The 24038-nt window shown below is 66.3% G+C and carries 17 protein-coding genes; 7 read left to right on the forward strand and 10 right to left on the reverse strand.

Annotated features, from left to right (window positions below):
• The first annotated feature begins 67 nt into the window (after positions 1-67).
• Complete coding sequence (greB, locus tag ACLIJ1_RS10920; protein WP_411365534.1) at positions 68-625, forward strand: transcription elongation factor GreB; 558 nt, start codon at positions 68-70, stop codon at positions 623-625.
• A gap of 11 nt (positions 626-636) precedes the next feature.
• Here greB and ACLIJ1_RS10925 read toward each other — a convergent pair whose 3' ends face one another.
• Genes ACLIJ1_RS10925 through ACLIJ1_RS10945 form a run of 5 tightly spaced genes read right to left on the reverse strand, consistent with a single transcriptional unit; the run spans position 637 to position 7327 of the window.
• Positions 637-2892: a RelA/SpoT family protein gene (locus ACLIJ1_RS10925; protein ID WP_411365535.1), complete on the reverse strand. Its 2256-nt coding sequence runs from the start codon at positions 2890-2892 to the stop codon at positions 637-639.
• A gap of 24 nt (positions 2893-2916) precedes the next feature.
• Positions 2917-4518, reverse strand: a complete 1602-nt coding sequence (gene nadB, locus ACLIJ1_RS10930; protein ID WP_411365536.1) for an L-aspartate oxidase — start codon at positions 4516-4518, stop codon at positions 2917-2919.
• Positions 4515-5369 carry a segregation and condensation protein A gene (locus ACLIJ1_RS10935; RefSeq protein WP_411365537.1) on the reverse strand — a complete coding sequence of 285 codons (855 nt, stop codon included), beginning with the start codon at positions 5367-5369 and terminating at the stop codon, positions 4515-4517. Before ACLIJ1_RS10935 ends, nadB begins: the two co-directional genes overlap by 4 nt.
• 22 nt (positions 5370-5391) lie before the next feature.
• Positions 5392-5604 (reverse strand): DUF3460 family protein, encoded by a 213-nt coding sequence (locus ACLIJ1_RS10940; RefSeq protein ID WP_411365538.1) that lies wholly within the window; start codon positions 5602-5604, stop codon positions 5392-5394.
• Positions 5605-5662: 58 nt separating this feature from the next.
• The gene (locus ACLIJ1_RS10945; RefSeq protein ID WP_411365539.1) at positions 5663-7327 is read right to left on the reverse strand and encodes a SulP family inorganic anion transporter; all 1665 of its coding nucleotides are present in this window, start codon (positions 7325-7327) and stop codon (positions 5663-5665) included.
• Between the two features lie 93 nt (positions 7328-7420).
• Here ACLIJ1_RS10945 and bamE point away from each other — a divergent pair, with 93 nt between their 5' ends.
• Positions 7421-7945 (forward strand): outer membrane protein assembly factor BamE, encoded by a 525-nt coding sequence (bamE, locus tag ACLIJ1_RS10950; protein WP_411365540.1) that lies wholly within the window; start codon positions 7421-7423, stop codon positions 7943-7945.
• Positions 7946-7948: 3 nt separating this feature from the next.
• Here the strand turns inward: bamE and metG are convergent, their stop codons facing one another.
• Positions 7949-10003, reverse strand: coding sequence for a methionine--tRNA ligase (gene metG, locus ACLIJ1_RS10955; protein WP_411365541.1), 2055 nt, complete (start codon positions 10001-10003; stop codon positions 7949-7951).
• Positions 10004-10118: 115 nt separating this feature from the next.
• Here metG and apbC point away from each other — a divergent pair, with 115 nt between their 5' ends.
• The gene (apbC, locus tag ACLIJ1_RS10960; RefSeq protein WP_411365542.1) at positions 10119-11210 is read left to right on the forward strand and encodes an iron-sulfur cluster carrier protein ApbC; all 1092 of its coding nucleotides are present in this window, start codon (positions 10119-10121) and stop codon (positions 11208-11210) included.
• Here the strand turns inward: apbC and ACLIJ1_RS10965 are convergent, their stop codons facing one another.
• From ACLIJ1_RS10965 to ACLIJ1_RS10975, 3 genes are all read right to left on the reverse strand, one after another.
• The gene (locus ACLIJ1_RS10965) at positions 11211-12341 is read right to left on the reverse strand and encodes an ABC transporter substrate-binding protein (RefSeq protein WP_411365543.1); all 1131 of its coding nucleotides are present in this window, start codon (positions 12339-12341) and stop codon (positions 11211-11213) included.
• Between the two features lie 127 nt (positions 12342-12468).
• The gene (locus tag ACLIJ1_RS10970; protein ID WP_411365544.1) at positions 12469-14049 is read right to left on the reverse strand and encodes a benzoate-CoA ligase family protein; all 1581 of its coding nucleotides are present in this window, start codon (positions 14047-14049) and stop codon (positions 12469-12471) included.
• Between the two features lie 34 nt (positions 14050-14083).
• Positions 14084-15667: a 3,4-dehydroadipyl-CoA semialdehyde dehydrogenase gene (locus ACLIJ1_RS10975; RefSeq protein ID WP_411365545.1), complete on the reverse strand. Its 1584-nt coding sequence runs from the start codon at positions 15665-15667 to the stop codon at positions 14084-14086.
• Between the two features lie 176 nt (positions 15668-15843).
• On the opposite strand from ACLIJ1_RS10975, the gene ACLIJ1_RS10980 reads away from it, so the two are divergent.
• From ACLIJ1_RS10980 to boxA, 4 genes are all read left to right on the forward strand, one after another.
• Positions 15844-16773 carry a helix-turn-helix transcriptional regulator gene (locus ACLIJ1_RS10980; protein WP_411365546.1) on the forward strand — a complete coding sequence of 310 codons (930 nt, stop codon included), beginning with the start codon at positions 15844-15846 and terminating at the stop codon, positions 16771-16773.
• Positions 16774-16923: 150 nt separating this feature from the next.
• The gene (gene boxC, locus ACLIJ1_RS10985; protein WP_411365547.1) at positions 16924-18594 is read left to right on the forward strand and encodes a 2,3-epoxybenzoyl-CoA dihydrolase; all 1671 of its coding nucleotides are present in this window, start codon (positions 16924-16926) and stop codon (positions 18592-18594) included.
• A 35-nt stretch (positions 18595-18629) separates the two neighbouring features.
• The gene (gene boxB, locus ACLIJ1_RS10990) at positions 18630-20057 is read left to right on the forward strand and encodes a benzoyl-CoA 2,3-epoxidase subunit BoxB (RefSeq protein ID WP_411365548.1); all 1428 of its coding nucleotides are present in this window, start codon (positions 18630-18632) and stop codon (positions 20055-20057) included.
• A gap of 204 nt (positions 20058-20261) precedes the next feature.
• The gene (boxA, locus tag ACLIJ1_RS10995; RefSeq protein WP_411365549.1) at positions 20262-21551 is read left to right on the forward strand and encodes a benzoyl-CoA 2,3-epoxidase subunit BoxA; all 1290 of its coding nucleotides are present in this window, start codon (positions 20262-20264) and stop codon (positions 21549-21551) included.
• On the opposite strand, the gene ACLIJ1_RS11000 is transcribed toward boxA, so the two are convergent.
• Positions 21545-23968: a DUF1631 family protein gene (locus tag ACLIJ1_RS11000; RefSeq protein WP_411365550.1), complete on the reverse strand. Its 2424-nt coding sequence runs from the start codon at positions 23966-23968 to the stop codon at positions 21545-21547. The two genes, boxA and ACLIJ1_RS11000, sit on opposite strands and share 7 nt — an antisense overlap.
• Positions 23969-24038 lie beyond the last annotated feature (70 nt).

Below are 24038 nucleotides of genomic sequence, written 5' to 3' on the forward strand. Positions count from 1 at the left end.
CCCGCAGCCACAAGCTGCGGGCTTTTTTCTTTTCCGCTCCGAAACGTTCTCGTCGAGCCGTTCTTCCATGAGCAAAGCATTCACCCGCGAAACCGACTCCGACGCAGACGACGACCTGCCCGAACCGGCGGTATTGCCGACCGGAGTGAACTACATCACCCGGTCAGGTTACGACCGGCTGCGCGCCGAGCTGATGGGGCTGATCGACGAAGAGCGGCCACGCATCGTCGAGATCGTGCACTGGGCCGCGAGCAACGGTGACCGCTCAGAAAACGGCGACTATCTCTATGGCAAGAAACGTCTGCGCGAGATTGACCGTCGCATCCGGTTCCTCACACGCCGGCTGGAAATCGCCGAAGTGGTGGACAGTTCGTTGCACCACGGCGGCGACCAGGTGTTCTTCGGTGCGACCGTGACTTATACGGACGACGAGGGCAAGGAAACCACGGTGACCATTCTCGGTATCGACGAGGTCGAAAGCGCGCGCAACGAGATCAGCTGGGTGTCTCCGGTGGCGCGGGCCCTGCTGAAGGCTCGGGTCGGCGATCTGGTGCGCCTCATGGTGCCTGGCGGCAGCCAGGAGCTGGAAGTCTTGTCGGTGAACTACCCGGCGCCGGTGGCCTGAACCGCGCGGCGTCAGGCGGCCCGGAACCGCTGCGCCTTGATCACCGATGGCGTGCGCATGAGGCTGCGCAGCACTTCGGCCAGATGCCCCCGGTCGCGCACCGCGATCGAGAAGCGGATGTCGGTCGCGGTCTGTGCCCGCTCGTCGCCCATGTCGACGTGGGTGATGTCGGCTTCGGCCGCCGCAATGGCCGAGGCCACACGTGCCAGAACACCCTTGCCATCGGCCACGGTCACGACCACGGTGGTTTCGAACGGGCGCACCGGTTCGTCGGCCCACTCGACCTGCAGGAACCGCTCGCCATCGCGCGCAAGCAGGCGCCTGCCGGTCGGGCAGTCGTCGGAGTGAACGATCAGGCCTTCGCCACGGCCGAGGTAGCCGACGATGCGGTCGCCAGGAATCGGTTGGCAGCAGCGCGCGTATTGCACCGACAGGCCTTCGCTACCGTCCAGGCTGACCACGCCCTGCGACACCGACTCGTCCTGCCCGGCGGCATAGCGTTCGGTGCTGATGAGCACCGCGTCGGGTTTGAGCCCGGTTTCGGACAGCAGCACGGCGAGCTTCTTGCCGACCATGCTGGCAATGCGTTTGCCCATGCCGATGTCCGACAGCAGTTCTTCGCGCGACCTGTTGCCGGTGAATCGCAGCAGCTTGTCCCAGGTCGCCTTGTGCTCGCCGTCCGCGGTCGGCAGGCTGGCAATGCCTTCGGAGCGCAGTGCCTGCTCCAGCATGCGCTCGCCAAGCTGGTGTGACTTCTCCTGCGCGAGGGTTTTCAGGTGGTGGCGGATCTTGGAGCGTGCGCGGCCGGTCTTGACGAAGGACAGCCAGGCCGGATTTGGTTCGGCGGTTTCGTTGGTGATGATCTCGACCACGTCGCCGTTGGACAGCTCGGTGCGCAGTGGCCGCTGCTCGCCATTGATGCGGGCAGCCACGGCGCGGTTGCCGACGCCGCTGTGGATGGCGTAGGCGAAGTCCATCACCGTGGCGCCGCGCGGCAGCGCCAGGATCTTGCTCTGCGGCGTGAACACGTAGACCGCGTCCGGGAACAGGTCGATCTTGATGTGGTCCCAGAACTCGCTGGCGTCGTGGGTTTCCTGCTGGATGTCCAGCAGCGACTGCAGCCACTGCGTGCCCAGGCGCTGCGTCATGTCGCTGCCAGGTTCGTTGGCCTTGTAAAGCCAGTGCGCGGCCACGCCGGACTCTGCCACCACGTCCATCGCATGCGTGCGCAGCTGGAACTCGATGTTGGTGCCGAACGGGCCGATCAGGGTCGTGTGCAGCGACTGATATCCATTGACCTTGGGAATGGCCACGTAGTCGCGGAACTTGCCCGGCACCGGCTTGTAGAGCTGGTGCAGCAGGCCCATGCCGGTGTAGCAGTCGGTCAGGTCGGGAACAACGATACGGAAACCGTAGATATCGGTCACCTGTGAGAACGACAGGTGCTTGCTGTCCATCTTTCGGTAGACGGAATACAGCGTCTTCTCGCGGCCCACGATGCGCACCGGCATGCCGTGTCGGGAGAAGGACGTTTCGACTTCGCGCTGCACGCGGGAGATCAGGTCCTTGCGGCGGGTACGGGACTTGTTCAGCGCCTTGGACAGGATTTCGTAGCGCCACGGGTGCAGGAAGCGGAACGACAGGTCCTGCAGCTCGCGGTATGTGAAGTTCAGGCCCAGGCGGTGGGCGATCGGCGCGTAGATCTCCAGCGTCTCGCTGCTGATTCGCTCCCACTTGTTGCGGGGCATGTCGCCCATGGTCCGCATGTTGTGGGTGCGGTCGGCCAGCTTGATCAGGATGACGCGCACATCCTTGGCCATCGCCAGCAGCATCTTGCGGAACGACTCGGCCTGGTTCTGCTCGCGGGTGTCGAAGGCCAGCTTCTCCAGCTTGGTCAGCCCGTCGACCAGGTCCGCGACGGGCGCGCCGAAGCGCTCGACCAGCTCGGTCTTGCTGACGCCGCAGTCTTCCATGGCATCGTGCATCAGCGCTGCCATCAAGGCCTGCGCGTCCAGCTTCCACTCGGCGCACTGCGCGGCGACCGCGATCGGGTGGGTGATGTACGGGTCGCCGTTCTTGCGCAGTTGGCCCAGATGGGCCTCGTCGGCGAAGCGGTAGGCGCGCCGGATGTTCTCGATGTCGGCGGCGCCGAGGTACTCCAGCCGGCCCAGCAGGGCAGCAAAGCTCGCCGCTGCCGCGCCGTGGGCGGCGGGGTGTGCCTGCGGTGCAGGGGGCGAGAGACTGCCGGGCGCGGCGTTGGTGATCATCCCGCTACTGTAGCGTGAGGCGCATTACCTCGCAGGGGGAACGAGGATCGTCGGTCGCGCTTCGGGCAGCTTTTCGGGGTAGTCCAGGCTGTAGTGCAGGCCACGGCTTTCGCGCCGCAGCATGGCCGACATCACGATCAGGTCGGCGACCTGGACCAGGTTGCGCAGTTCCAGCAGGTCGCGGGTGACGTGGAACTGGGCATAGAACTCCTGGATTTCGCCTTGCAGCAGGGCAATGCGGTGTGCCGCGCGCTCCAGGCGCTTGTTGGTGCGCACGATGCCCACGTAGTCCCACATGAAGCGGCGCAGTTCGTCCCAGTTGTGCGAGATCACGACCTGCTCGTCGGCATCCTTGACGCGGCTGGCGTCCCAGAGGGGAATCTCGGGGCGGGCGGCCGACGGTGCGCTGTGGATCGCCTTCACGGCGGCCTGCGCAAACACCATGCACTCGACCAGAGAATTGCTGGCCAGGCGGTTGGCGCCGTGCAGCCCGGTGCAGGTGGTTTCGCCGACGGCGTAGAGACCGTCGATGTCGGTGCGACCGGCCAGATCGGTCACCACGCCACCGCAGGTGTAGTGCGCGGCGGGCACCACCGGGATCGGCTCTTTGGTGATGTCGATGCCCAGCTCGGCGCAGCGCGCCAGGATGTTGGGGAAGTGTTCCTGCAGGAATTCGGGACTCTTGTACGAGATGTCCAGGTGCACGCAGTCCAGCCCATGCTTTTTCATCTCGTAATCGATGGCGCGCGCCACGATGTCGCGCGGTGCCAGTTCGGCGCGCGGGTCGTGATCGGGCATGAAGCGGTGGCCACCCAGGTGCGGAGGCAACTTGAGCTGGCCACCTTCGCCACGCACTGCCTCGGTGATCAGGAAATTCTTGACGTGCGGGTGGTAGAGGCAGGTCGGGTGGAACTGGATGAATTCCATGTTGCCGACCCGGCAGCCTGCGCGCCAGCCAGCGGCAATGCCGTCGCCGGTGGCGGTGTCGGGGTTGGTCGTGTAGAGATACACCTTGCCGGCGCCGCCGGTGGCCAGGATGGTGTGCGGCGCACTGAAGGTTTCGACCTCATCGCGGTCGACATCGAGCACGTAGGCGCCGTGGCAGCGTTGGGCGCCGTCGCCGGCCTTGTGGCCAGGCAGCTTGGCGTCGGTGATCAGGTCCACCAGCATGTGGTTCTCGAAGAACGTGATGCCGGGGGTTTTGCGGGCTAGGTTGCTCAATGTGGTCTGCACGGCGGCGCCGGTAGCGTCGGTGGCGTGCACGATGCGGCGGTGGGTGTGGCCGCCTTCGCGGGTCAAGTGAAGCTCGCCGTTTTCGGTCGAGAAGGGCACGCCCAGTTCCTGCAGCCATGCGATGGCGGCGGGGGCGTTTTCGACCGTGAACTGCGTTGCTTCCAGGTCGCACAGGCCGGCGCCGGCGACCAGGGTGTCGTCCACGTGGGAGGCGTAGCTGTCGCCTTCGGCCAGCACGGCGGCAATGCCGCCCTGCGCCCAGTTGCTGGAACCGTCAGAAATGCCTCGCTTGGTCACCACGGCCACGCGGTGCGTGGGCGCGAGCTTGAGCGCGGCGGTCAGGCCGGCCAGGCCGCTGCCGATGATGAGGACGTCAAAAGAATGGGTGGTCATGATGCGGGGGTGTAGGCCAGGCGCACATAAATGGGTGCGAAGGCTTCGGCCTGGGTCAGTTCGATCAGGGTTTCCTTGGCCAGCTCCAGCATGGCGATGAAGGTGACCACCATCACCTGTGCACCGCGTGAGGGGTCGAACAGGTCGCCGAATTCGACGAACTTGCGGCCCTGCAGCTGGCGCAGCACGATGCTCATGTGCTCGCGCACCGAGAGTTCTTCGCGGCTGATCTTGTGGTGCTGGACCAGCTTCGCGCGCTTCATGATGTCGCGCCAGGCAGACTGCAGGTCCACCGCGCTCACCTCGGGAAAGCGGGGCTGCAGCGCCTGCTCGACGTAAATCTGGGCGCGCAGGAAATCCCGGCCGTATTGCGGCGCATCGGCCAGGCGCTGGGCCGCCAGCTTCATCTGCTCGTATTCGAGCAGGCGACGGACCAGCTCGGCGCGTGGATCTTCGGCTTCTTCGCCTTCGGCCGCCTTCTTCGGCGGCAGCAGCATGCGCGACTTGATCTCGATCAGCATCGCGGCCATGAGCAGGTACTCGGCCGCCAGTTCCAGGTTGCTGGCGCGGATTTCGTCCACGTAGCTCAGGTATTGGCGCGTCACCGCCGCCATCGGGATGTCGAGGATGTTGAAGTTCTGCTTGCGGATCAGGTAGAGCAGCAGGTCCAGCGGGCCTTCAAAGGCTTCGAGGAAAACCTGCAGCGCGTCGGGCGGGATGTAGAGGTCCCGCGGCATGGAGAACAGCGGTTCGCCGTACAGGCGCGCCAGGGCCACCTGGTCGATTACCCCGGGCAAGACGGCATCCAGCCCCTCCGGGGCCGCATCGAGCGTGCCGACCTCGTTGCTCATCGCGGGTTCGGGCGACGCCGGCTCAGTGCGGGTCCGGGTTGGTCTGGTAGACGTAGGGCTGCTGGGGCACGCGGGCAGCTTGTGCCTGGGTTTGCTGGTCGCGATCGACCTTCTGGTCCCACAGCAGGGCGCGGCCTTCGCGCTGACCCTGTTCCAGCTCGGGGCGGCTGGCCTTGAGCTGGTCGATGAATTGCGTCGCGTCGGAGGTGTAGTGGGGGCGGCCGAAGATGTTCATGACGGGATTGCGCGGGGGCGCTGACAGCAGAATCAGTCGATTTTACCGGTCCGGGTGCTCAGGCGTGCTCCGCGCTGGCGTTCTCGCCCCGCAGGCGGGCGCCGAAGCCGGAGCGCTCGATGAGCGAGGCTGGCTGGGGGTTGAGGTGGTTGAGCACCAGCTGGCCACCGCGCTTGGCGACCAGTTTGTGCAACTGCTCCAGGGAATCCAGTCCCGAGGTGTCCAGCGAAATGAGCTGGCTGGCGTCCAGTTCGACCCGGACTCCGGCGTGGGACTTCTCCACGGCAGCCACGATCGGATCGATCTTGGACACAGCGCCGAAAAACAGCGACCCGTAAAGCCGGAACTGCACCACATCCGGGTCCAGCTGCGGCAGCGGGTCGGCGCGGAAGATGTCGCTCTGGCGGCGCACGAACAGCAGGCAGGCCAGCACCAGTCCCAGCTCCACCGCCACCGTCAGGTCGAACACGATGGTGACCAGAAAGGTCGAGAGCATCATCAGCCGGTAGTGGTTGCTGAAGTGCTTCAGCCGACCGAATTCGCGCCATTCCCCCATGTTCCAGGCCACGAACAGCAGCACGCCGGCCAGCACCGCGAGCGGGATGTGCTGGGCCAGCGGCGCCGCAATCAGCACCACGGCGGCCAGCGTCGCCGCGTGCACGATGCCGGCGATGGGCGAGACCGCACCGGAGCGGATGTTGGTCACGGTGCGGGCAATGGTGCCGGTGGCCGGCATGCCTCCAAAGAACGGCACCACGAAGTTCGCCACACCCTGGGCCATCAGTTCCTGATTGGGATCGTGTTTGGGTGTTTCGCTGAGCTGGTCCGCCACGCGGGCACAGAGCAGCGATTCGATGGCGCCCAGCAGCGCGATGGTCAGCGTGGGGGTGACCAGCTGCTTGACGGTCTGCCAGGAAAACTCGGGCAGGGCCAGCGCCGGGAGGCCCTGCGGGATGCCGCCAAATCGCGTGCCGATGGTTTCGACCGGCAGCTTCATGGCCCAGGCCAGCAACGACAGCGTGACCAGAGCGACCACCGGCGCGGGCAGTCGCGACGTGGCCTTGAGCGCACTCATGGTGTCGACATGCTCCAGCTGACGGCGGAATTGCGAGTCCACCGCCCAAAGCCGCGGCCAGACAAACAGGCCGATCACACACAGCGTGCCCAGCCCGAAGGCGTAGGGGTTCAAGCTGCCGATGTGGTGCGCAATGGTGCTGATCTGGCTGAAGAAGTCGCCCGGCATCTTCGCGATGTCCAGTCCCAGCCAGTCACGCACCTGCGACAGCGCAATGAGTACCGCGATGCCGTTGGTGAAACCAATCACCACGCTGACCGGCACATACCGCACGAGGGTACCGAGCCGGAACAGACCCAGCAGGAACAGCAATACACCCGCGCTGGCGGTGGCGATCAGCAGGTTGGCGACGCCGTAGCGCTCGACGATGCCGTAGACGATGACGATGAAGGCGCCGGCCGGGCCGCCAATCTGCACCGAGGTGCCGCCCAGGGCCGAGATCAGGAAGCCGGCAATGATCGCGGTCCACAACCCGGCTTCTGGTTTGAGTCCGCTGGCGATGGCGAAGGCCATCGCCAATGGCAGCGCCACGATGCCCACCGTGGCGCCTGCGCCCACGTCGCGTCCCAGCTTCTCAACGTTGTAGCCACGAAGGTCTTGCAGCAGTCGCGGTCGGAACGGCGCCAGCGGGGGCAGGTTGTTGAGCATCGGCAAATGTTACTGCGTGATACCGACCCGAATGCCGAACAGATCAAGGGTCGATGCGGTTTACACTGGATTTTTCACTGTCCGGTGTTCACCATGCACTCAACGACACTGACGATGCGGGAGTGGTTTCGCAGGAGCCTTTGCCTGGTATTCGCCGCGCTGGCTCTGTCCGCCTGTGACCAGCGCGCCATCAGCGAGCTCGAGGAAGGCGTCTCGACGGAGGCCGATGTGAAGGAAAAATTCGGTCCTCCCGAAGCGGTGTGGGACGGGCCGGACGGCGCACAGATCTACGAGTACAACCGCCAACCGGCGGGCTACCAGAACTACCAGATCACCATCGGCGCGGACGGCAAGATGGCGGCGCTCAAACAGGTGCTCAACCCCCGTACCTTCGCGCAGATCCTGCCGGGCATGCCCATGGAAGATGTGCGCAAGCTGCTGGGCAAGCCGATGAAGATCACCACCTATGACCTGAAAAAGGAAACGCACTACGACTGGCGCTGGCGCGACGGTCCGAACGAGAGCGATTCCAAGGTGTTCACCGTGGTGTTCAACCCGGACCTGCGCGTGCTGTCGACGATGAGCGTGCCCGACCCGGATCTCGACCGGGCACGCTGAGCCTCAGTGGATGCGCATGCCGGGCTTGGCGCCTGGCCAGGGCTGCAGCACGTGGATGCCCGGCTGGGCCGTCTCGTCGGCATGGCTGGCGGCCAGCACCATGCCTTCGCTGACGCCGAACTTCATCTTGCGCGGCGCCAGGTTGGCCACCATCACGGTCAGCTTGCCTTCCAGGTCTTCTGGCTTGTACATGCTCGCGATGCCACTGAACACGTTGCGCGTCTTGCCTTCGCCCACGTCCAGCGTCAGGCGCAGCAGCTTGGTGGAACCTTCCACCGCTTCGCACTTGACGATCTGCGCGATGCGCAGGTCGACCTTGGCGAAGTCGTCGATGGAGATGGTCGGTGCAATGTCTTCACCGCCGGGCACCATCTTCGGCTCTTCAGGCGCTGGCGGGGGCTCGAACAGGGCGTCGAGCTGCTTGATGTCCACGCGCTGCATCAGGTGCTGGTAGGCACCGATGGTGTGGCCGGCGCCCAGCAGGCGGCCAGCGTCGGCAAAGGTCAGGGGTGCGACCCGCAGGAAGGATTCCACGCTCGCGGCCAGTGCGGGTAGCACCGGTTTGAGGTAGAGCGAAATCAGCCGGAAGGCTTCGATGCAGGTGGTGCACACGTCCTGCAGGCGGCCGCCCATGCCGTCCTGCTTGGCCAGTTCCCAGGGCTTGTTCTGGTCCACATAGGCGTTCACGCGGTCGGCCAGCAGCATGATCTCGCGCAAGGCCTTGCCGTATTCGCGTTCTGCGTAGAGCTCGGTCACGGTGGGGGCCAGGCTTTGCAGGTGGTCCAGCAGCGCGTCGCCGTCGGCCGACACAGCCCCCAGCTTGCCGTCAAAGCGCTTGGCGATGAAACCGGCCGCGCGCGAAGCGATGTTGATGTACTTGCCCACCAGATCGCTGTTGACGCGCAGCATGAAGTCGTCGCGGTTGAAGTCCACGTCTTCGTTCTTGCCGGACAGCTTGGCCGCGAGGTAGTAGCGCAGCCATTCGGGGTTCATGCCCAGGTCAAGGTACTTCAGCGGGTTCAGCCCGGTGCCCCGGCTCTTGCTCATCTTCTCGCCGTTGTTGATGGTCAGGAATCCGTGCACGAAGATCTTGTTGGGTACCTTGCGACCGCTGAACTTGAGCATCGCAGGCCAGAACAGGGTGTGGAAGGTGATGATGTCCTTGCCGATGAAGTGGTACTGCTCCGTCGTCGGGTCGGCCATGAAGGCGTCGTAGTCGCGGCCGGTCTTGCCGAAGTAGTTCTTGAGCGAGGCCAGGTAGCCGATGGGGGCGTCCAGCCAGACGTAGAAGTACTTGCCCGGTGCGTCGGGAATCTCGATGCCGAAGTAGGGCGCGTCGCGGCTGATGTCCCAGTCGCCCATCTTGGGCTTGCCGTCTTCGCCGGGCTCGATCCATTCGCTGATCTTGTTGAGCACCTCGGGCTGCACCGCGCCGCTCTGCGTCCACTGGTCCAGGAAGGCCAGGCAGCGCGGGTCGGACAGCTTGAAGAAGAAGTGCTCGGAGTTCTTCAGCACCGGCGTGGCGCCGGACAGGGCGGAGTAGGGGTTCTTCAGTTCGGTGGGCGCGTAGACGGCGCCGCAGACTTCGCAGTTGTCGCCGTACTGGTCCTTGGCGCCGCACTTGGGGCACTCGCCCTTGATGAAGCGGTCGGGCAGGAACATGTTCTTCTCGGGGTCGAAGAACTGCTCGATGGTGCGGGTCTCGATCAGGTTGTTGGCGCGCAGGTCGCGGTAGATCGCCTGGGCCAGTTCGTGGTTTTCCGGGCCGTCGGTGCTGTGCCAGTTGTCAAAACCGATGTGGAAGCCGTCGAGGTAGGGCTTGCGGCCGGCGGCGATGTCGGCCACGAACTGCTGGGGCGTCTTGCCGGCCTTTTCGGCCGCGATCATGATCGGTGCTCCATGGGCATCGTCGGCGCAGACGAAATGCACCTCGTGGCCCTGCATCCGCTGGAACCGCACCCAGATGTCGGCCTGGATGTACTCCATGATGTGGCCGATGTGGAAGTGGCCGTTGGCATACGGCAGGGCGGTGGTGACGAACAGGCGGCGCTGGCTCATGACGGAAGGCTTTCTTTCGGGGGAACCCGCAATTTTAGGCGGGGCATGCCCGCACCGTTAGACTTCGGTCCGATTCTTCATATCCCTCACCCCCGTTCCCCGGAGAGCCCGTTCCATGGCCGTCGATACCCAAGCGCTGCTTGCCGCCCTGCAGGCAGTCACCGATCCCAACACCGGCAAGGACTTCGTGTCCACCAAGGCACTGAAAAACCTGCAGGCCGATGGCGGCGACGTGTCCTTCGACGTGGAGCTGGGCTACCCTGCCAAGAGCCAGATCCCGGCCCTGCGGCGTGCCCTGATCGAGGCCGCCAAGTCGGTCCCCGGTGTGGAGAACGTGTCGGTCAACCTCACGGTCAGGATCATTGCGCACGCAGTGCAGCGTGGCGTGCAGCTGCTGCCCAGCGTGAAGAACATCATTGCCGTGGCCTCGGGCAAGGGCGGTGTGGGCAAGAGCACCACCACCGTCAACCTCGCGCTGGCCCTGGCGGCCGAGGGCGCCAAGGTTGGCATCCTGGACGCCGACATCTACGGTCCCAGCCAGCCCATGATGATGGGCATCGAGGGTCGGCCCGAGAGCACCGACGGCAAGACCATGGAGCCGCTGGAGAACCACGGCGTCCAGGTCATCTCGATCGGCTTCCTGGTCGACAAGGACGAGGCCATGATCTGGCGCGGCCCGATGGCCACCCAGGCGCTGGAGCAGTTGCTGCGCCAGACCAACTGGAAGGACCTCGACTACCTGCTGGTCGACATGCCGCCAGGCACCGGGGACATCCAGCTCACGCTGAGCCAGCGCGTGCCCATCACCGGCGCTGTGATCGTGACCACGCCGCAGGACATCGCCCTGCTGGACGCGCGCAAGGGCATCAAGATGTTCGAGAAGGTGGGCGTGCCCATCCTGGGCATTGTCGAGAACATGGCGGTGTACTGCTGCCCGAACTGCGGTCACACCGAGCACATCTTCGGTTCCGAAGGCGGCAAGAAGATGGCGGCCGAGTTCGGCATGGATTTCCTGGGTGAACTGCCGCTGAACATGAGCATCCGCGTGCAGGCCGACAGCGGCCGTCCGACGGTGGTGGCCGATCCCGACGGGGAGATTGCCGGCATCTACAAGACGGTGGCCCGTCAGGTGGCGATCAAGATCGCCCGGCAGGCCAAGGACTTCTCGAGCAAGTTCCCGACGATCAAGATCTCCAAGGACACCTGATCAGTAGCGCAGCCGTCCCTCGGCGTCGATGATCGCCAGCTCCACGTAGTCGGAGCCGTTGTGAGATTGTGGTGAGTACTTCGCGGTGAAGCGGCCGAAGGCGATTTCGCCGGCGCCTTCCATGGTCCGCACGAAGCTGACCGTGCTCAGGTCACGGCCGGTGCGGCGCAGGCCTTCGACCAGCAACCGCGCATGCACGAAGCCTTCGAACTGCGAAGCCGAGGGCTGGGCGGTGGCCGACTTCGCCGCCAGCAGCTTCTGGTACTCGGCCACCACCGGGATGGTGGTGTTGCGCAGCGACGGCATGATTTGCGCGAGGATGATGCCGCGCGCCTTGTCCTTGAGCTCGCGGTTGACCACGTCCAGGCTGGAGACCGAGTAGCCGTAGAACACCGGCCGAGCCGACGTGGCCAGCACCGCCTTCACATAGTTCGGAAAGGTCAGGCCGGCGGTGCCAACGATGACTGCCTGCGGATTGGCTTGCGCGGTGGCGGCGGCCGCCGCCGCGAAATCGGGCGCTGCGGGATCGACCTTGATCTCCGCCACCAGCGGCATGTTTGCGGCCGCCGATGCCTTCTTGATTTCGCCGAGCAGCGTCTTGCCCAGGCCGTCGTCCTGGTAGAAGAACGCCACCCGCTGGACGCCGAGCTGCTTGAGCTGGGTGACGATCTTCTCGGTCTCGTTGGCGTAGCCTGCCCGCACATGGAACAGGTAGGGGTTGGCGCCTTCGCGCAGCGACGACGCACCTGTCACCGGTCCGAACAGGATGGTCTTGGATTCCTTGAGCAGCGGCATCACGGCGGCCGTCTGGGCGGTGCCGGTGCTGTTGAACAGCATGAAGACCTTCTGTTCCTCGATCAGCTTGCGCGTGTTTTCCACCGCGCGCTTGGGGTCGAAGGCATCGTCGATGGTCGTGAAACTGATCTTGCGACCGTGGATGCCGCCGGCCGCGTTGACGGCGTCGAACAGCAACCGCGCTCCCTCGCCGTACTGGACCGTCTGCGGGCCCAGCGGACCGGTCAGCACCTGCGAGGCGCCGAGCCGGATTTCCGTCGCAGTCACGCCGTCGTCTCCCGCGAACGCGGTCGTGGCCAACAGCCAGACGCACGCGCCGATCCACCGCTTCACCATGCCGTCTCCTTCGTGTTTTGTGTGATGAAGGGAGTTTGGTTATGTTGAAAAACCAAAGCAAGCGGCCCGGCACCGGGTTTTCCCGGGACCGGGCCGCGATGGCCGATGGGCGGTGGTGAAGCGGGAATCAGCGGTTGACGAACAGCCGCTGGTTTTCCAGGTCGCGCAGCTTGAAGCGCTGGATCTTGCCGGTCGCGGTCTTGGGCAGTTCGGCGACGAACTCGATGAAGCGCGGGTACTTGTAGGGCGCGAGCTTCTCTTTCACGAACGCCTGCAGCTCGGCCTCGGTGGCTTGCTGGCCCGCCTTGAGCACGACGAAGGCTTTGGTCTTGGTCAGGCCCTCGCCGTCGTTTTTGCCGATCACCGCCACTTCCAGCACGGCCGGGTGCTGCACCAGCGTGGCCTCGACCTCGAAGGGGCTGACGTAGATGCCGCTGACCTTGAGCATGTCGTCGTTGCGGCCGGCGTAGGTGTAGTAGCCGTCGGGATCGCGCAGGTATTTGTCGCCGCTCTTGGTCCAGTTGCCCTGGAAGGTGTCGCGCGACTTGCCGCGGTTGTTCCAGTACATCAGCGCGGCGCTCGGGCCCTGGATGTAGAGGTCGCCGATCTGGTTGTGGGTGGTGATGACGCTCCCGTCTTCGTCGCGCAGCTGCACTTCGTAGCCGGGCACGGCCTTGCCGGTGGTGCCGTAGCGCACGTCACCGGGCTTGTTGGACAGGAAGATGTGCAGCATCTCGGTCGAGCCGATGCCGTCGATGATTTCGCAGCCGAAGTGCGCGGTCCAGCGCTCGCCGATGTCGCGCGGCAGCGCTTCGCCGGCCGAGGAACACAGGCGCAGCGACACCGCACTCTTCGCTGGCAGGTCGGGCGCCGCCAGCATGCCGCCGTAGCCGGTGGGCGCACCGTAGAACACCGTTGGCTGGTGCTGGGTCATGCGCTGGAAGCAGGCCTGCGGCGTGGGCCGTTCGGCCATCAGCACCACGCTGGCGCCCACCGACAACGGGAACGACAAGGCGTTGCCCAGGCCGTAGGCGAAGAAGAGCTTCGCGGCCGAGAACACGACATCGCTTTCCTGGAGCCGGAGCACATCCTTGCCGTACAGCTCGGCGGTCCAGTAGAGGTTGGCCTGTGTGTGCACCGTGCCCTTGGGGGCGCCGGTGGAACCGGACGAATACAGCCAGAACGCTGGCTCGTCACCGTGCGTGTTGGCGCCGGCGCCCGGTGCGGTGGACGCCACCAGCGTCGCCCAGTCGTGAGCGCCCTCGGGCAGCGGGTCCTTGCTGCGCGAGACGATCAGCTGCTTCACTTCGTGCGCGCCGTCGGCCATTGCGGTCTGCAGTGTGGGCAGCAGCAGGCCCGACACCATTGCCGCCTGCGCACGGCTGTCGGCCAGCATGTAGGCGTAGTCCTTGGCGGTCAGCAAGGTGTTCACGCAGACCGGCACCACGCCCGCGTGCAGCGCACCCAGGAAGCTCACGATCCAGTCGCTGCTGTCGTGCATCAGCAGCAGTACGCGGTCCTCGCGCCGCAGGCCCAGCGCGGTCAGCGCGGCCGAGCAGCGCTGCACCTGGTCGGCCAGCTGGCCGTAGGTGAGCGAGCCGGCGTCGTCGATCAGCGCGGTCTTGCCGGCGCGGCCGGCGTTGACCCCGATCAGGTGGCGCGCGAAGTTGAAGCGCTCGGGCGGGGCGGCGGTTTCCTGGTGGCTCATGGCTTGTCTCCTGTCGTGGGGTCTCTGGCGGACTTCAGTATTTGAGGACGGTGGCGGTCGCGGCCAGTGCGTCGAGCGCCGCGCTGCTGGCCTGTACCGCGGTGCGACGGTGGTAGAAGCCCAGCGCGCGCAGACCGCCCAGCTCTTCCCCGCCGCCCGCGCGGCCGGGGCCGCCGTGCAGGCTCATGGGCATCACATTGCCGTGGCCAGTCTGGCTGGCGGCGACGTCGGGGCTGATGGCGTGCACGCGGCCGTGGCTATCGGCCAGCTCGGCGGCGGCGCGGGCGATGAATGCGGGGTCTTCGCTGTAGACCGAGGCCACCAGGGAGCCTTCGCCGCGGCGGATCAGGTCCCAGGCTTCGTCTTCGTCCTCGAAGGCCATCAGCGTGGCGACCGGGCCGAACACCTCGACCTCGTGCAGCACTTTGGCCTGCCCGGGATCCCGGTGCCCGAGCAGGGTCGGAGCGACGCAGGCAGACACCGCCGGGTCAGCGTCCACCAGGGCGGTCTCACTGCCGTCGTAGAGCACCAGGGCCTCATGGCACAGCGCCTCGATGCCATGCAGCACGGCGCGCTTCTGTTCCTGGCTCACCAGCGCGCCCATCCGCACGCCTTCGTTGTGCGGGTTGCCCACGGTGATCTTGGCCAGCTTGGCGGAAATCGCTTCGGCGGCGGCATCGAACAGCTCCAGCGGCACGAAGATGCGGCGGATCGCGGTGCACTTCTGGCCGCTCTTGACCGTCATCTCGCGCACCACTTCGCTGACCATCAGGTTGAAGGCTTCGCTGCCTTCGGTGGCGGACGGATCGAGCAGGGCGCTGTTGAGGCTGTCGGCCTCGATGTTGCAGCGCACCGAGCCCTGGGCTACGGCCGGGTGGCTGCGGATGATGCGGGCCGTCTCGGCCGAGCCGGTGAAGCTCACCACGTCGAACGGCTTGAGCTGATCCATCAGGTGGGCGGAAGAGCCGCAGATCACCGACAGCGCGCCGGCCGGCAGCACGCCGGCATCCACCACGTCCTGCACCATGCGCTGCGTCAGCCAGGCGGTCGCGGTGGCGGGCTTGATGATCACCGGCACGCCCGAGAGCAGGGCGGGCGCGGCCTTTTCCCACAGGCCCCAGCTCGGGAAGTTGAAGGCGTTGATGAACAGCGCCACACCGCGCGTGGGGTTGAGCACGTGCTGGGTCTGGAACACCGGGTCCTTGCCCATGCGGATGCGTTCGCCGTCCAGCAGGCATTTCGCGTCGCCAAGGGCCTCGCCCTGCTTGGCGTAGTAGCCCAGTGTGAAGATGCCGCCGTCGATGTCGACCGCCGAGTCCTTGGTGACGGTGCCCGAGTTGCGGGTGGCGATCTCGTAGTACGCGTCGCGGTGCGTCTGCAGCACCTTGACGACCGCGCCCAGCATCGCTGCGCGCTGGCCGTAGCTCATGGCGCGCAGCGCAGCGCCACCCTGTTCTCGGGCAAAGGCAAAGCCTTCGGCGAGGTTCAGGCCGGTGTTGTCGACCCGCACCAGCGCCTCGCCGTTCACCGGGTCGCGCAGGGTGGTGCCGTGGCCGGTGCCGGTCTGCCAGCGGCCGGCCAGGTAGTTCGGGAGCAGGGGGGTGTCGTGGGAGGTCATGGCAGGTCCTGGGATGCAGCGGTTTGCGTAAACGCCGTGGTCGGGGCGGCGGAATGACGGTATAAATGCACTATCTTGCGTCCTTGCCAGTATGCAGTAAAGTGCATGTTTTCGGGGGCGCCCAAGCCTAGGGTTTTCCCCCGGCCGCACCCCGAGCAGACGAAAGGCGCGCACCCATGGTCGCCAGCGACACCCTCACCGCCAACCCTCCGGCGCCCACCGACGACGCGGAAGAACGCCACCCCTTCCTGGTGGCGCTGGGCGAGCGCGTGCGCAACCTGCGCTCCCGCAAGGGCATGACGCGCAAGGCGGTCGCCATCGCGGCCGACGTGTCCGAACGGCACCTGGCCAACCTCGAATACGGTACCGGCAATGCCTCCATCCTGGTGCTGCTGCAGGTGGCGCAGGCGCTGCATTGTTCGCTGGCCGAACTGATCGGCGACGTGAGCACCTCCTCACCGGAATGGCTGCTGATCCGCGAGCTGCTGCAGGGCCGCAACGAGGCCGACCTGCGCCGTGCACGGTTGCAGCTGGCCGACCTGCTGGGGGCCAGCGGCGGCGTCGACACGCAGGGCCGACTGGCGCGCGTGGCGCTGATCGGGCTGCGCGGCGCCGGCAAGTCCACGCTGGGCCAGCGCCTGGCCGACGACCTCGGTTATCCCTTCATCGAGCTCTCGCGCGAAATCGAACAGTTCGCTGGCTGCAGCATCAGCGAGATCCACAACCTCTACGGCGCCAACGCCTACCGCCGGTACGAGCGACGGGCGCTTGAAGAGGCGATCCAGATCTATCCCGAGGTGGTGATCGCCACGCCCGGCGGCCTGGTCGCTGATTCGGCCAACTTCAACCTGCTGCTGCAGCACTGCACCACAGTCTGGCTGCAGGCCGACGCCAGCGACCACATGGGCCGGGTGGCGGCGCAGGGCGACATGCGCCCGATGGCCGCCAGCCGCGAGGCCATGGAAGACCTCAAGCGCATCCTGGAAGGACGCGCGGCCTTCTATTCCAAGGCCGATCTGAGCTTCAACACCAGTGCCCAGCCGCTGGAAGAAAGCTTCATCCGTCTGCGGCGCGAGGTGCGGCAGCTGCTCAAGTTGCCGGCCTGAGCACCGGGAACGGTGCATTCGGGGGTAAACCCCTAGAGCATGCATTAAATTGCATTTGACTTCGCCCGAATGCATGCACTATTATTCACATCACGCGATTTCCAGTGCATTCCGCCCCACCGGCCACCGACCGAACCCGAGGAGACATCCATGACTGCCACCGCCACCGCCCCCCGCGTCGACTACCAAACCGATCCTTCGCGCTACCAGCACGTCAAGCTCAGCTTCGACGGCGCCGTCGCCACCCTGTCGCTGGCCATCAACGAAGACGCCGGCATCCGCCCCGGCTACAAGCTCAAGCTCAACAGCTACGACCTGGGCGTGGACATTGAGCTGCACGACGCGCTGCAGCGCATCCGCTTCGAGCACCCCGAGGTCAAGTCGGTGGTGGTCACCAGCCTGCGTGAGCGCGTGTTCTGCTCGGGCGCCAACATCTTCATGCTGGGCCTCTCGACCCACGGCTGGAAGGTCAACTTCTGCAAGTTCACCAACGAGACCCGCAACGGCATCGAAGACTCCTCCCAATACAGCGGCCTGAAGTTCGTCGCCGCGCTCAACGGCGCCTGCGCCGGCGGCGGCTACGAGCTGGCCCTGGCCTGTGACGAAATCGTTCTGGTGGACGACCGCAGCAGCGCCGTGAGCCTGCCGGAAGTGCCGCTGCTGGGTGTGCTGCCCGGCACCGGTGGCCTGACCCGCGTGACCGACAAGCGCCATGTGCGCCACGACCTGGCCGACATCTTCTGCACCAGCGTCGAAGGCGTGCGCGGCCAGAAGGCCGTGGACTGGCGCCTGGTCGATGCGATCGCCAAGCCCGCCGTGTTCCAGCAGGCGGTACGCGAGCGCGCCGACAAGCTGGCCGCCGGCAGCCACCGCGGCGCCGCCAACGCCAAGGCCGTTGCGCTGACGCCGATCAACCGCACGATCGATGCCGATCGCCTGACCTACACCAACGTCACGGTCGAGATCGACCGCACCAAGCGCGTCGCCACCTTCACCGTCAAGGCTCCGCAAGGCGCCCAGCCGACCGACATCGCCAGCATCGAGGCCGCGGCCGCCAACTGGTATCCGCTGCAGATGGTGCGGGAGCTCGACGACGCCATCCTGCACATGCGCACCAACGAGCTGGAGATCGGCTCCTGGCTGCTCAAGACCGAAGGCGACGCCGCCGCCGTGCTGGCCAACGACGCGCTGATGCTGGCCCACAAGGACCACTGGTTCGTCAACGAAACCCTCGGCCACCTGCGCCGCACGCTGGCCCGCCTGGACGTGTCCTCGCGCTCGCTGTTCGCCTTGATCGAGCCAGGTTCTTGCTTCGCTGGCACGCTGGCCGAGCTGGCTTTCTGCGCCGACCGCAGCTACCAGCTGGTGCTGCCCGACGAGCCGGCCCGCCAGCCCACGCTGACGCTGAGCGAGATGAACTTCGGCTTCTTCCCGATGGTCAACAGCCAGACCCGCCTGCAGCGCCGCTTCTACGAAGAAGTGCCCGCAATGGAAGCCGCGCGCGGGGCCATCGGCCAGGCGCTGGATGGCGACGCCGCCGTGAAGCTGGGCCTGGTCACCGTTGCACCCGACGACATCGACTGGGCCGACGAGATCCGCCTGGTGCTGGAAGAGCGCGCCGCCATGTCGCCGGATGCGCTGACCGGCCTGGAAGCCAACCTGCGTTTCGCGCAGAAGGAAAACATGTTCACCCGCATCTTCGGTCGCCTGACCGCCTGGCAGAACTGGATCTTCCAGCGCCCCAACGCCGTCGGCGAAAAGGGTGCGCTCAAGGTTTACGGCAAAGGCGACAAGGCCCAGTTCGATTTCAACCGCGTCTAAGCCCACCGATCCAACCCACCCGCAGGAGACCCGTCATGTCGAGCATTGATTACAGCGAGAAGATCCCCAACAACGTCAACCTCAGCGAAGACCGCACGCTGCAGCGTGCGCTCGAACACTGGCAGCCCAACTACCTGCAATGGTGGCAGGACATGGGTCCGGACGGCTCGCAGAACTTCGACGTCTACCTGCGCACGGCGGTCAGCGTCGACCCGCAGGGCTGGGCCCAGTTCGGCCACGTCAAGATGCCCGACTACCGCTGGGGCATCTTCCTGAACCCGGCCGAGCAGGAACGCAAGATCCACTTCGGTGACCACATGGGCGAAGCCGCCTGGCAGGACGTGCCTGGCGAACACCGCGCCAACCTGCGCCGCATCATCGTCACGCAGGGCGACACCGAGCCGGCGTCCGTCGAGCAGCAGCGCCACCTCGGCCTGACCTGCCCGAGCCAGTACGACCTGCGCAACCTGTTCCAGGTCAACGTGGAAGAAGGCCGCCACCTGTGGGCCATGGTGTACCTGCTGCACAAGTACTTCGGCAAGGACGGCCGTGAAGAAGCCGAAGCCCTGCTGGAGCGCAACAGCGGCAACGCCGACAACCCGCGCATCCTGCAGGCCTTCAACGAGAAGACGCCCGACTGGCTGAGCTTCTTCATGTTCACCTACTTCACCGACCGCGACGGCAAGTTCCAGCTCTGCGCCCTGGCCGAGTCCAGCTTCGACCCGCTGGCCCGCACCACCAAGTTCATGCTGACCGAAGAAGCACACCACATGTTCGTGGGCGAATCCGGCGTGGGCCGCGTGATCCAGCGCACCGTCAACGCGATGAACGAGCTCAAGACCGACGACGTGGGCAAGCTGCGCGCCGCTGGCGTGATCGACCTGCCGACGATCCAGCGCTACATCAACTTCCACTTCTCGGTGACCATCGACCTGTTCGGTGCCGACCAGTCGTCCAACGCCGCCACCTTCTACAGCTCCGGCCTCAAGGGCCGCTACGAAGAAGGCAAGCGCAGCGACGACCACGTGCTCAAGGGCAATACCTACAAGATCCTGTCGGTGGAAGACGGCAAGCTGCTGGAAAAAGAAGTGCCGATGCTCAACGCGCTCAACGAAGTGCTGCGCGACGACTACATCAAGGACTCGGTCGGCGGCGTCGAACGCTGGAACCGCATCATCGAAAAGGCCGGTGTCGACTTCCGCCTGAAGGTGCCGCACAAGGCCTTCCACCGCAACATCGGCAGCCTGGCCGGCGTCAAGGTCAGTCCGGACGGCCGCGTGGTCAGCGACCACGAATGGAACCAGAAGGTCGAGGAATGGCTGCCGTCGGACACCGACCGCGCCTACGTCGGCTCGCTGATGGGCCGCGTCACCGAAGCCGGCAAGTTCGCCAACTGGATCGCGCCGCCGGTCATGGGCATCAACCGCCAGCCGGTCGATTTCGAGTACGTGAGATTCAACTGACCAGCTGCCAGGCCACCTCGGCTTTCACGCTCGCGAGCCCGCGAGCGTGAGCCCGGGTGGCTGGCGCAGTGAGGTCAAGGAGGAGCCGGCCGCAGGCCGGCGGGGGACACGAACGGAGCCAGTCACCCGGGTTCACGCGGTGCAACGCATTCACCACAAGCCACACAATAGAGCGCCACGAGAGAACAGCAACGGAGACCGAAGATGAACGCCCCCGCCGAAGCCATCATCAAGCAGCACGTGATCGACCCCGAGATCTGCATCCGCTGCAACACCTGCGAATCGATCTGCCCGGTGCAGGCCATCACCCACGACTCGCGCAACTACGTCGTCGACGTCAGCAAGTGCAATTGGTGCAACGACTGCATCTCGCCGTGTCCGACCGGTTCGATCGACAACTACCGCCGCGTGCCCAAGGCCCGCACCTACTCGATCGAAGAACAGCTGGGCTGGGACGAACTGCCGGCCGAACTTTCGGGTGCCGAACTCGCCGCACTGGCTGGCGACGCCAGTGATGCGCCGGCCGCACAAACGCAGGCGGTCGAGGCCGCCGCTCCCGCCGCCGACCCCAGCGGCCAGACCGCCTTCAACTCCGCCCAGTACGGCGCCAGCATCCCGCCCTGGAGCGCGGCCCACGCCTACACCAACCTCTACGGTCCCAAGGCCGCCGCGAAGACAGTCACCGCAACCGTGACCGGCAACCTGCGCGTCACGGCGGTCGGCAAGGACTACGACACGCACCACATCGTGCTGGACTTCGGCAACATGCCGTTCCCGGTGCTCGAAGGCCAGAGCATTGGCGTCGTTCCGCCGGGCCTCGACGCCAGCGGCAAGCCGCACCACGCGCGCCAGTACAGCATCGCCAGCCCGCGCAACGGCGAGCGCCCTGGCCACAACAACCTGTCGCTGACCATCAAGCGCGTGCTCGAAGACCACTCGGGCAAGCCGGTGCGCGGCGTCGCCAGCAACTACATGTGCGACCTGCAGGTCGGCGACACGGTGCAGGTGATCGGCCCCTTCGGCGCCAGCTTCCTGATGCCCAACCACCCGAAGTCCAGCATCGTCATGATCTGCACCGGCACCGGCTCGGCGCCCATGCGCGCCATGACCGAGTGGCGCCGCCGCCTGCGCGCCAGCGGCAAGTTCGAGGGCGGCAAGCTGATGCTGTTCTTCGGCGCGCGCACGCAGGAAGAGCTGCCGTACTTCGGCCCGCTGCAGAGCCTGCCCAAGGATTTCATCGACACCAACTTCGCCTTCAGCCGCACCGCCGGACAGCCCAAGAAGTACGTGCAGGACGCGATGCGCGAACGCGCCGCCGACCTGGCTGCGCTGCTGCAGGACCCGAACGCGTGCTTTTACGTCTGCGGTCTCAAGGCGATGGAAGAGGGCGTGGTGCTGGCGCTGAAGGACATCGCCACGGGTGCCGGTCTGAACTGGGACGACGTCGGCGCCGCGCTCAAGCGCGAAGGCCGACTGCACCTCGAAACCTACTGAGTCGCGCCGGCTGTCGCGGCCTCGGCCGCGGCCGTGACCTTGCGCAGCGCCTGCTCCACCACCGGCCGGGCGTCCACGGCGCGCAGCCAGCGCTTGGCCATCAGCTTTTCGCAACTGCGGCGCGTCATCGTGTGGGCGCGACCGCCGTGGCTGGTGAACATGAACAGGCTGGCCTTCTGGCTGCTCCACACCAGCTGGGCGCGCAGCCATTCGCCGCCCGAGTACAGGTCGACCCAGCTGCCCTTGGTCAGGCGGAACAGCATGCTGGATGCTTCGAGGGCGTCTGCCGCGGCTTCGCCGGCTTGCGTGGCGTCCAGCGGCGCGGGGGCCGAATCCGCCGCCTCCGTGGCCATCAACGGCATTGCCTCGCTGAAGCCGGCACTGGCGAGTTCGCGTGCGCCGATCCAGGGCTGGTCGGCCGGCGTCGGTTTCTGCTGCTCGGGCGAGGCGGGGGCCAGCAGGGTTTCCAGTGCCTGCTGGTCTTCCGCTGTCTGCTCCGGTTCGGGTACCGCAGGATGGCCGTCGACCCGGGCCCGTGCGCGCCGCAGCCGCAGCACCGGCTCGTGCAGCTTGAGCAGCGCGTCGAAGAATGCCCGGGTTTCCTCGGGTGACTTGCCCAGGCTCTCCAGCCCCTGCCGCAGGGCCATCAGCATGCCCGGCACGATCTGGAACAGCTGGTTGGGCTGGCGCAGCGTGACCTGGCTGCGGGTGCTCCAGAGCAGCTGGCCGATCACTTTGCGGTAGCCCAGCGGGTCGGGGCCGCCGTCCGGGTGCTGCAGGTCGGCCGCCGCGATCACCAGCGACCACGACCCGTACAGGAAGTCGAGCACGATGCCCGGCGCATTGAAGACGTCGGGGCGCAGGCTGATTTCCCAGGCGATCTGGTCGGCCAGTTCCTGCCGCCGCTCGGCGTGGTTCAGCGCCTGCAGCTGTCGCTGCTGGCGGTCTTCCTCTTCCTCGTCGTCACGGATCCACAGTGCCTTCAGTGTGCCCAGAGCCTCGGCGAACGGACCCGCCTCGGCCGAGCCGCTGGCGTTGAGCGCGCGGACCTGGCTGCGCACCGGGTCGAAAAACGCTTCAAACCCAGGCGAAAACTCGTCGTTGAAGCGGAAGCTGCGCTGTGCGACCGCTTCGATCCAGAGCCGGGCCGGGTGGTCGCTGCGCGCGAAATAGCGCGGTTCCGCCATCGCCAGGCGCAGCAGCGCGGGCTCCAGCGCCACGACCGCCTCGCGCACCGGTGCCAGCAGCAGCGGGTCGCCCGAAACCTGCGCGACCAGCTTGCGCACCACGTCCAGACCGACCGCCTGTGACACCTTGTCGGCCTGGTGCTTGAGCTCCAGAAGGACGCGTGAGCGCTCGTGCGGCGCGGCGTATTCGCCCCATTGTCCGGCGTCCAGCGGCGTCGCGACATCGATCGGGCGCGCAGGCCGGTCCACCGCAGGCAGGTTGCGGTATTGCAGGCGTTGCGCCTCCAGTTCCTGCGCGCCAGGCTGCGGCAGCTTGGCCAGCACGTCGACGTGGTTCAGCTCCTGGCGGACCTGTTCGTAGTACGCGTTGTCCAGCCGGTGGTCGAACACCCCCTGCTGGCCGGCCATGAAGGCCTGCAGCACGTCGTGCTGCAATGGCGTCTGGGGCTTCGCCAGGTCTTTCATGCGCAGCGACATCGGCTGCGGCGGGGCATCGCCGGCGGGCGCGATCGACATGGCAGCGGCGTCGCCACCACTGCCGTCCTCCAGCCAGTCGCGGGTGGACTGGTGGGTGCCGGGTGCGCTGTCCGCTACCAGGCGGATGCGGTAGCCCGCTTCCTGCACCCGCGCCTGCTGCAGCATGCGGGCGATGTCGGCATAGAGCTGGCTGAGTCCGATCGCCAGCGGCGCGGCGATCTTCTGCATCCACAGGCTGCGCAGCTGCGGGTCAGGCTCGCGCTCGTTCATCAGGTCTCGCAGCGCCCGCACGAACACCGAGGGCCGCAGAGGGTTCTTTTCGGCGTGCACCGTATCCAGCCCGATGAGCGAACTCATGCGGGCGTCGACCATCGACAGCGCCTGCTCGACCACCGGCATCAGGGCCTGCAGCAAGCGGGCCGATTCGAGCGATTCATTGACCGAGCTGTCGTCGACCAGTGCCAGCAGCGAGGAGTCGGACATGCGCGCCAGCGCCGAGGTCGGCCCTTCGTGGGCGGCGTGCTGGAAGGCCTGCTGCAGGCGCTGCGGAAACTGCGCCACCAGGTGGCTGCGCTGGCGCTCCAGGTTCCACCAGGCGCGCGCCAGCAGTGCGCGCTGCACCACCTCACGGCCCTGGGTCTCCGCGTCCTGCAGGATGATCACCGCCGCGTCCAGGCTGCGCCCCAGCAGAGCGGGTGCTTCCCGGAGCACCCGCTCGAAGCACTGGTCGAGCAACGACGGGTCGGCAGACATGGATGGGTGGGTGGGAGATCCGGGTGGCGCGCAATTAATCAGGATGAGGGTACACCGACGGCTCGACATT

Origin of the sequence: Hydrogenophaga sp. RWCD_12, assembly GCF_046604225.1 — a bacterium.
GTDB lineage: Bacteria > Pseudomonadota > Gammaproteobacteria > Burkholderiales > Burkholderiaceae_C > Hydrogenophaga.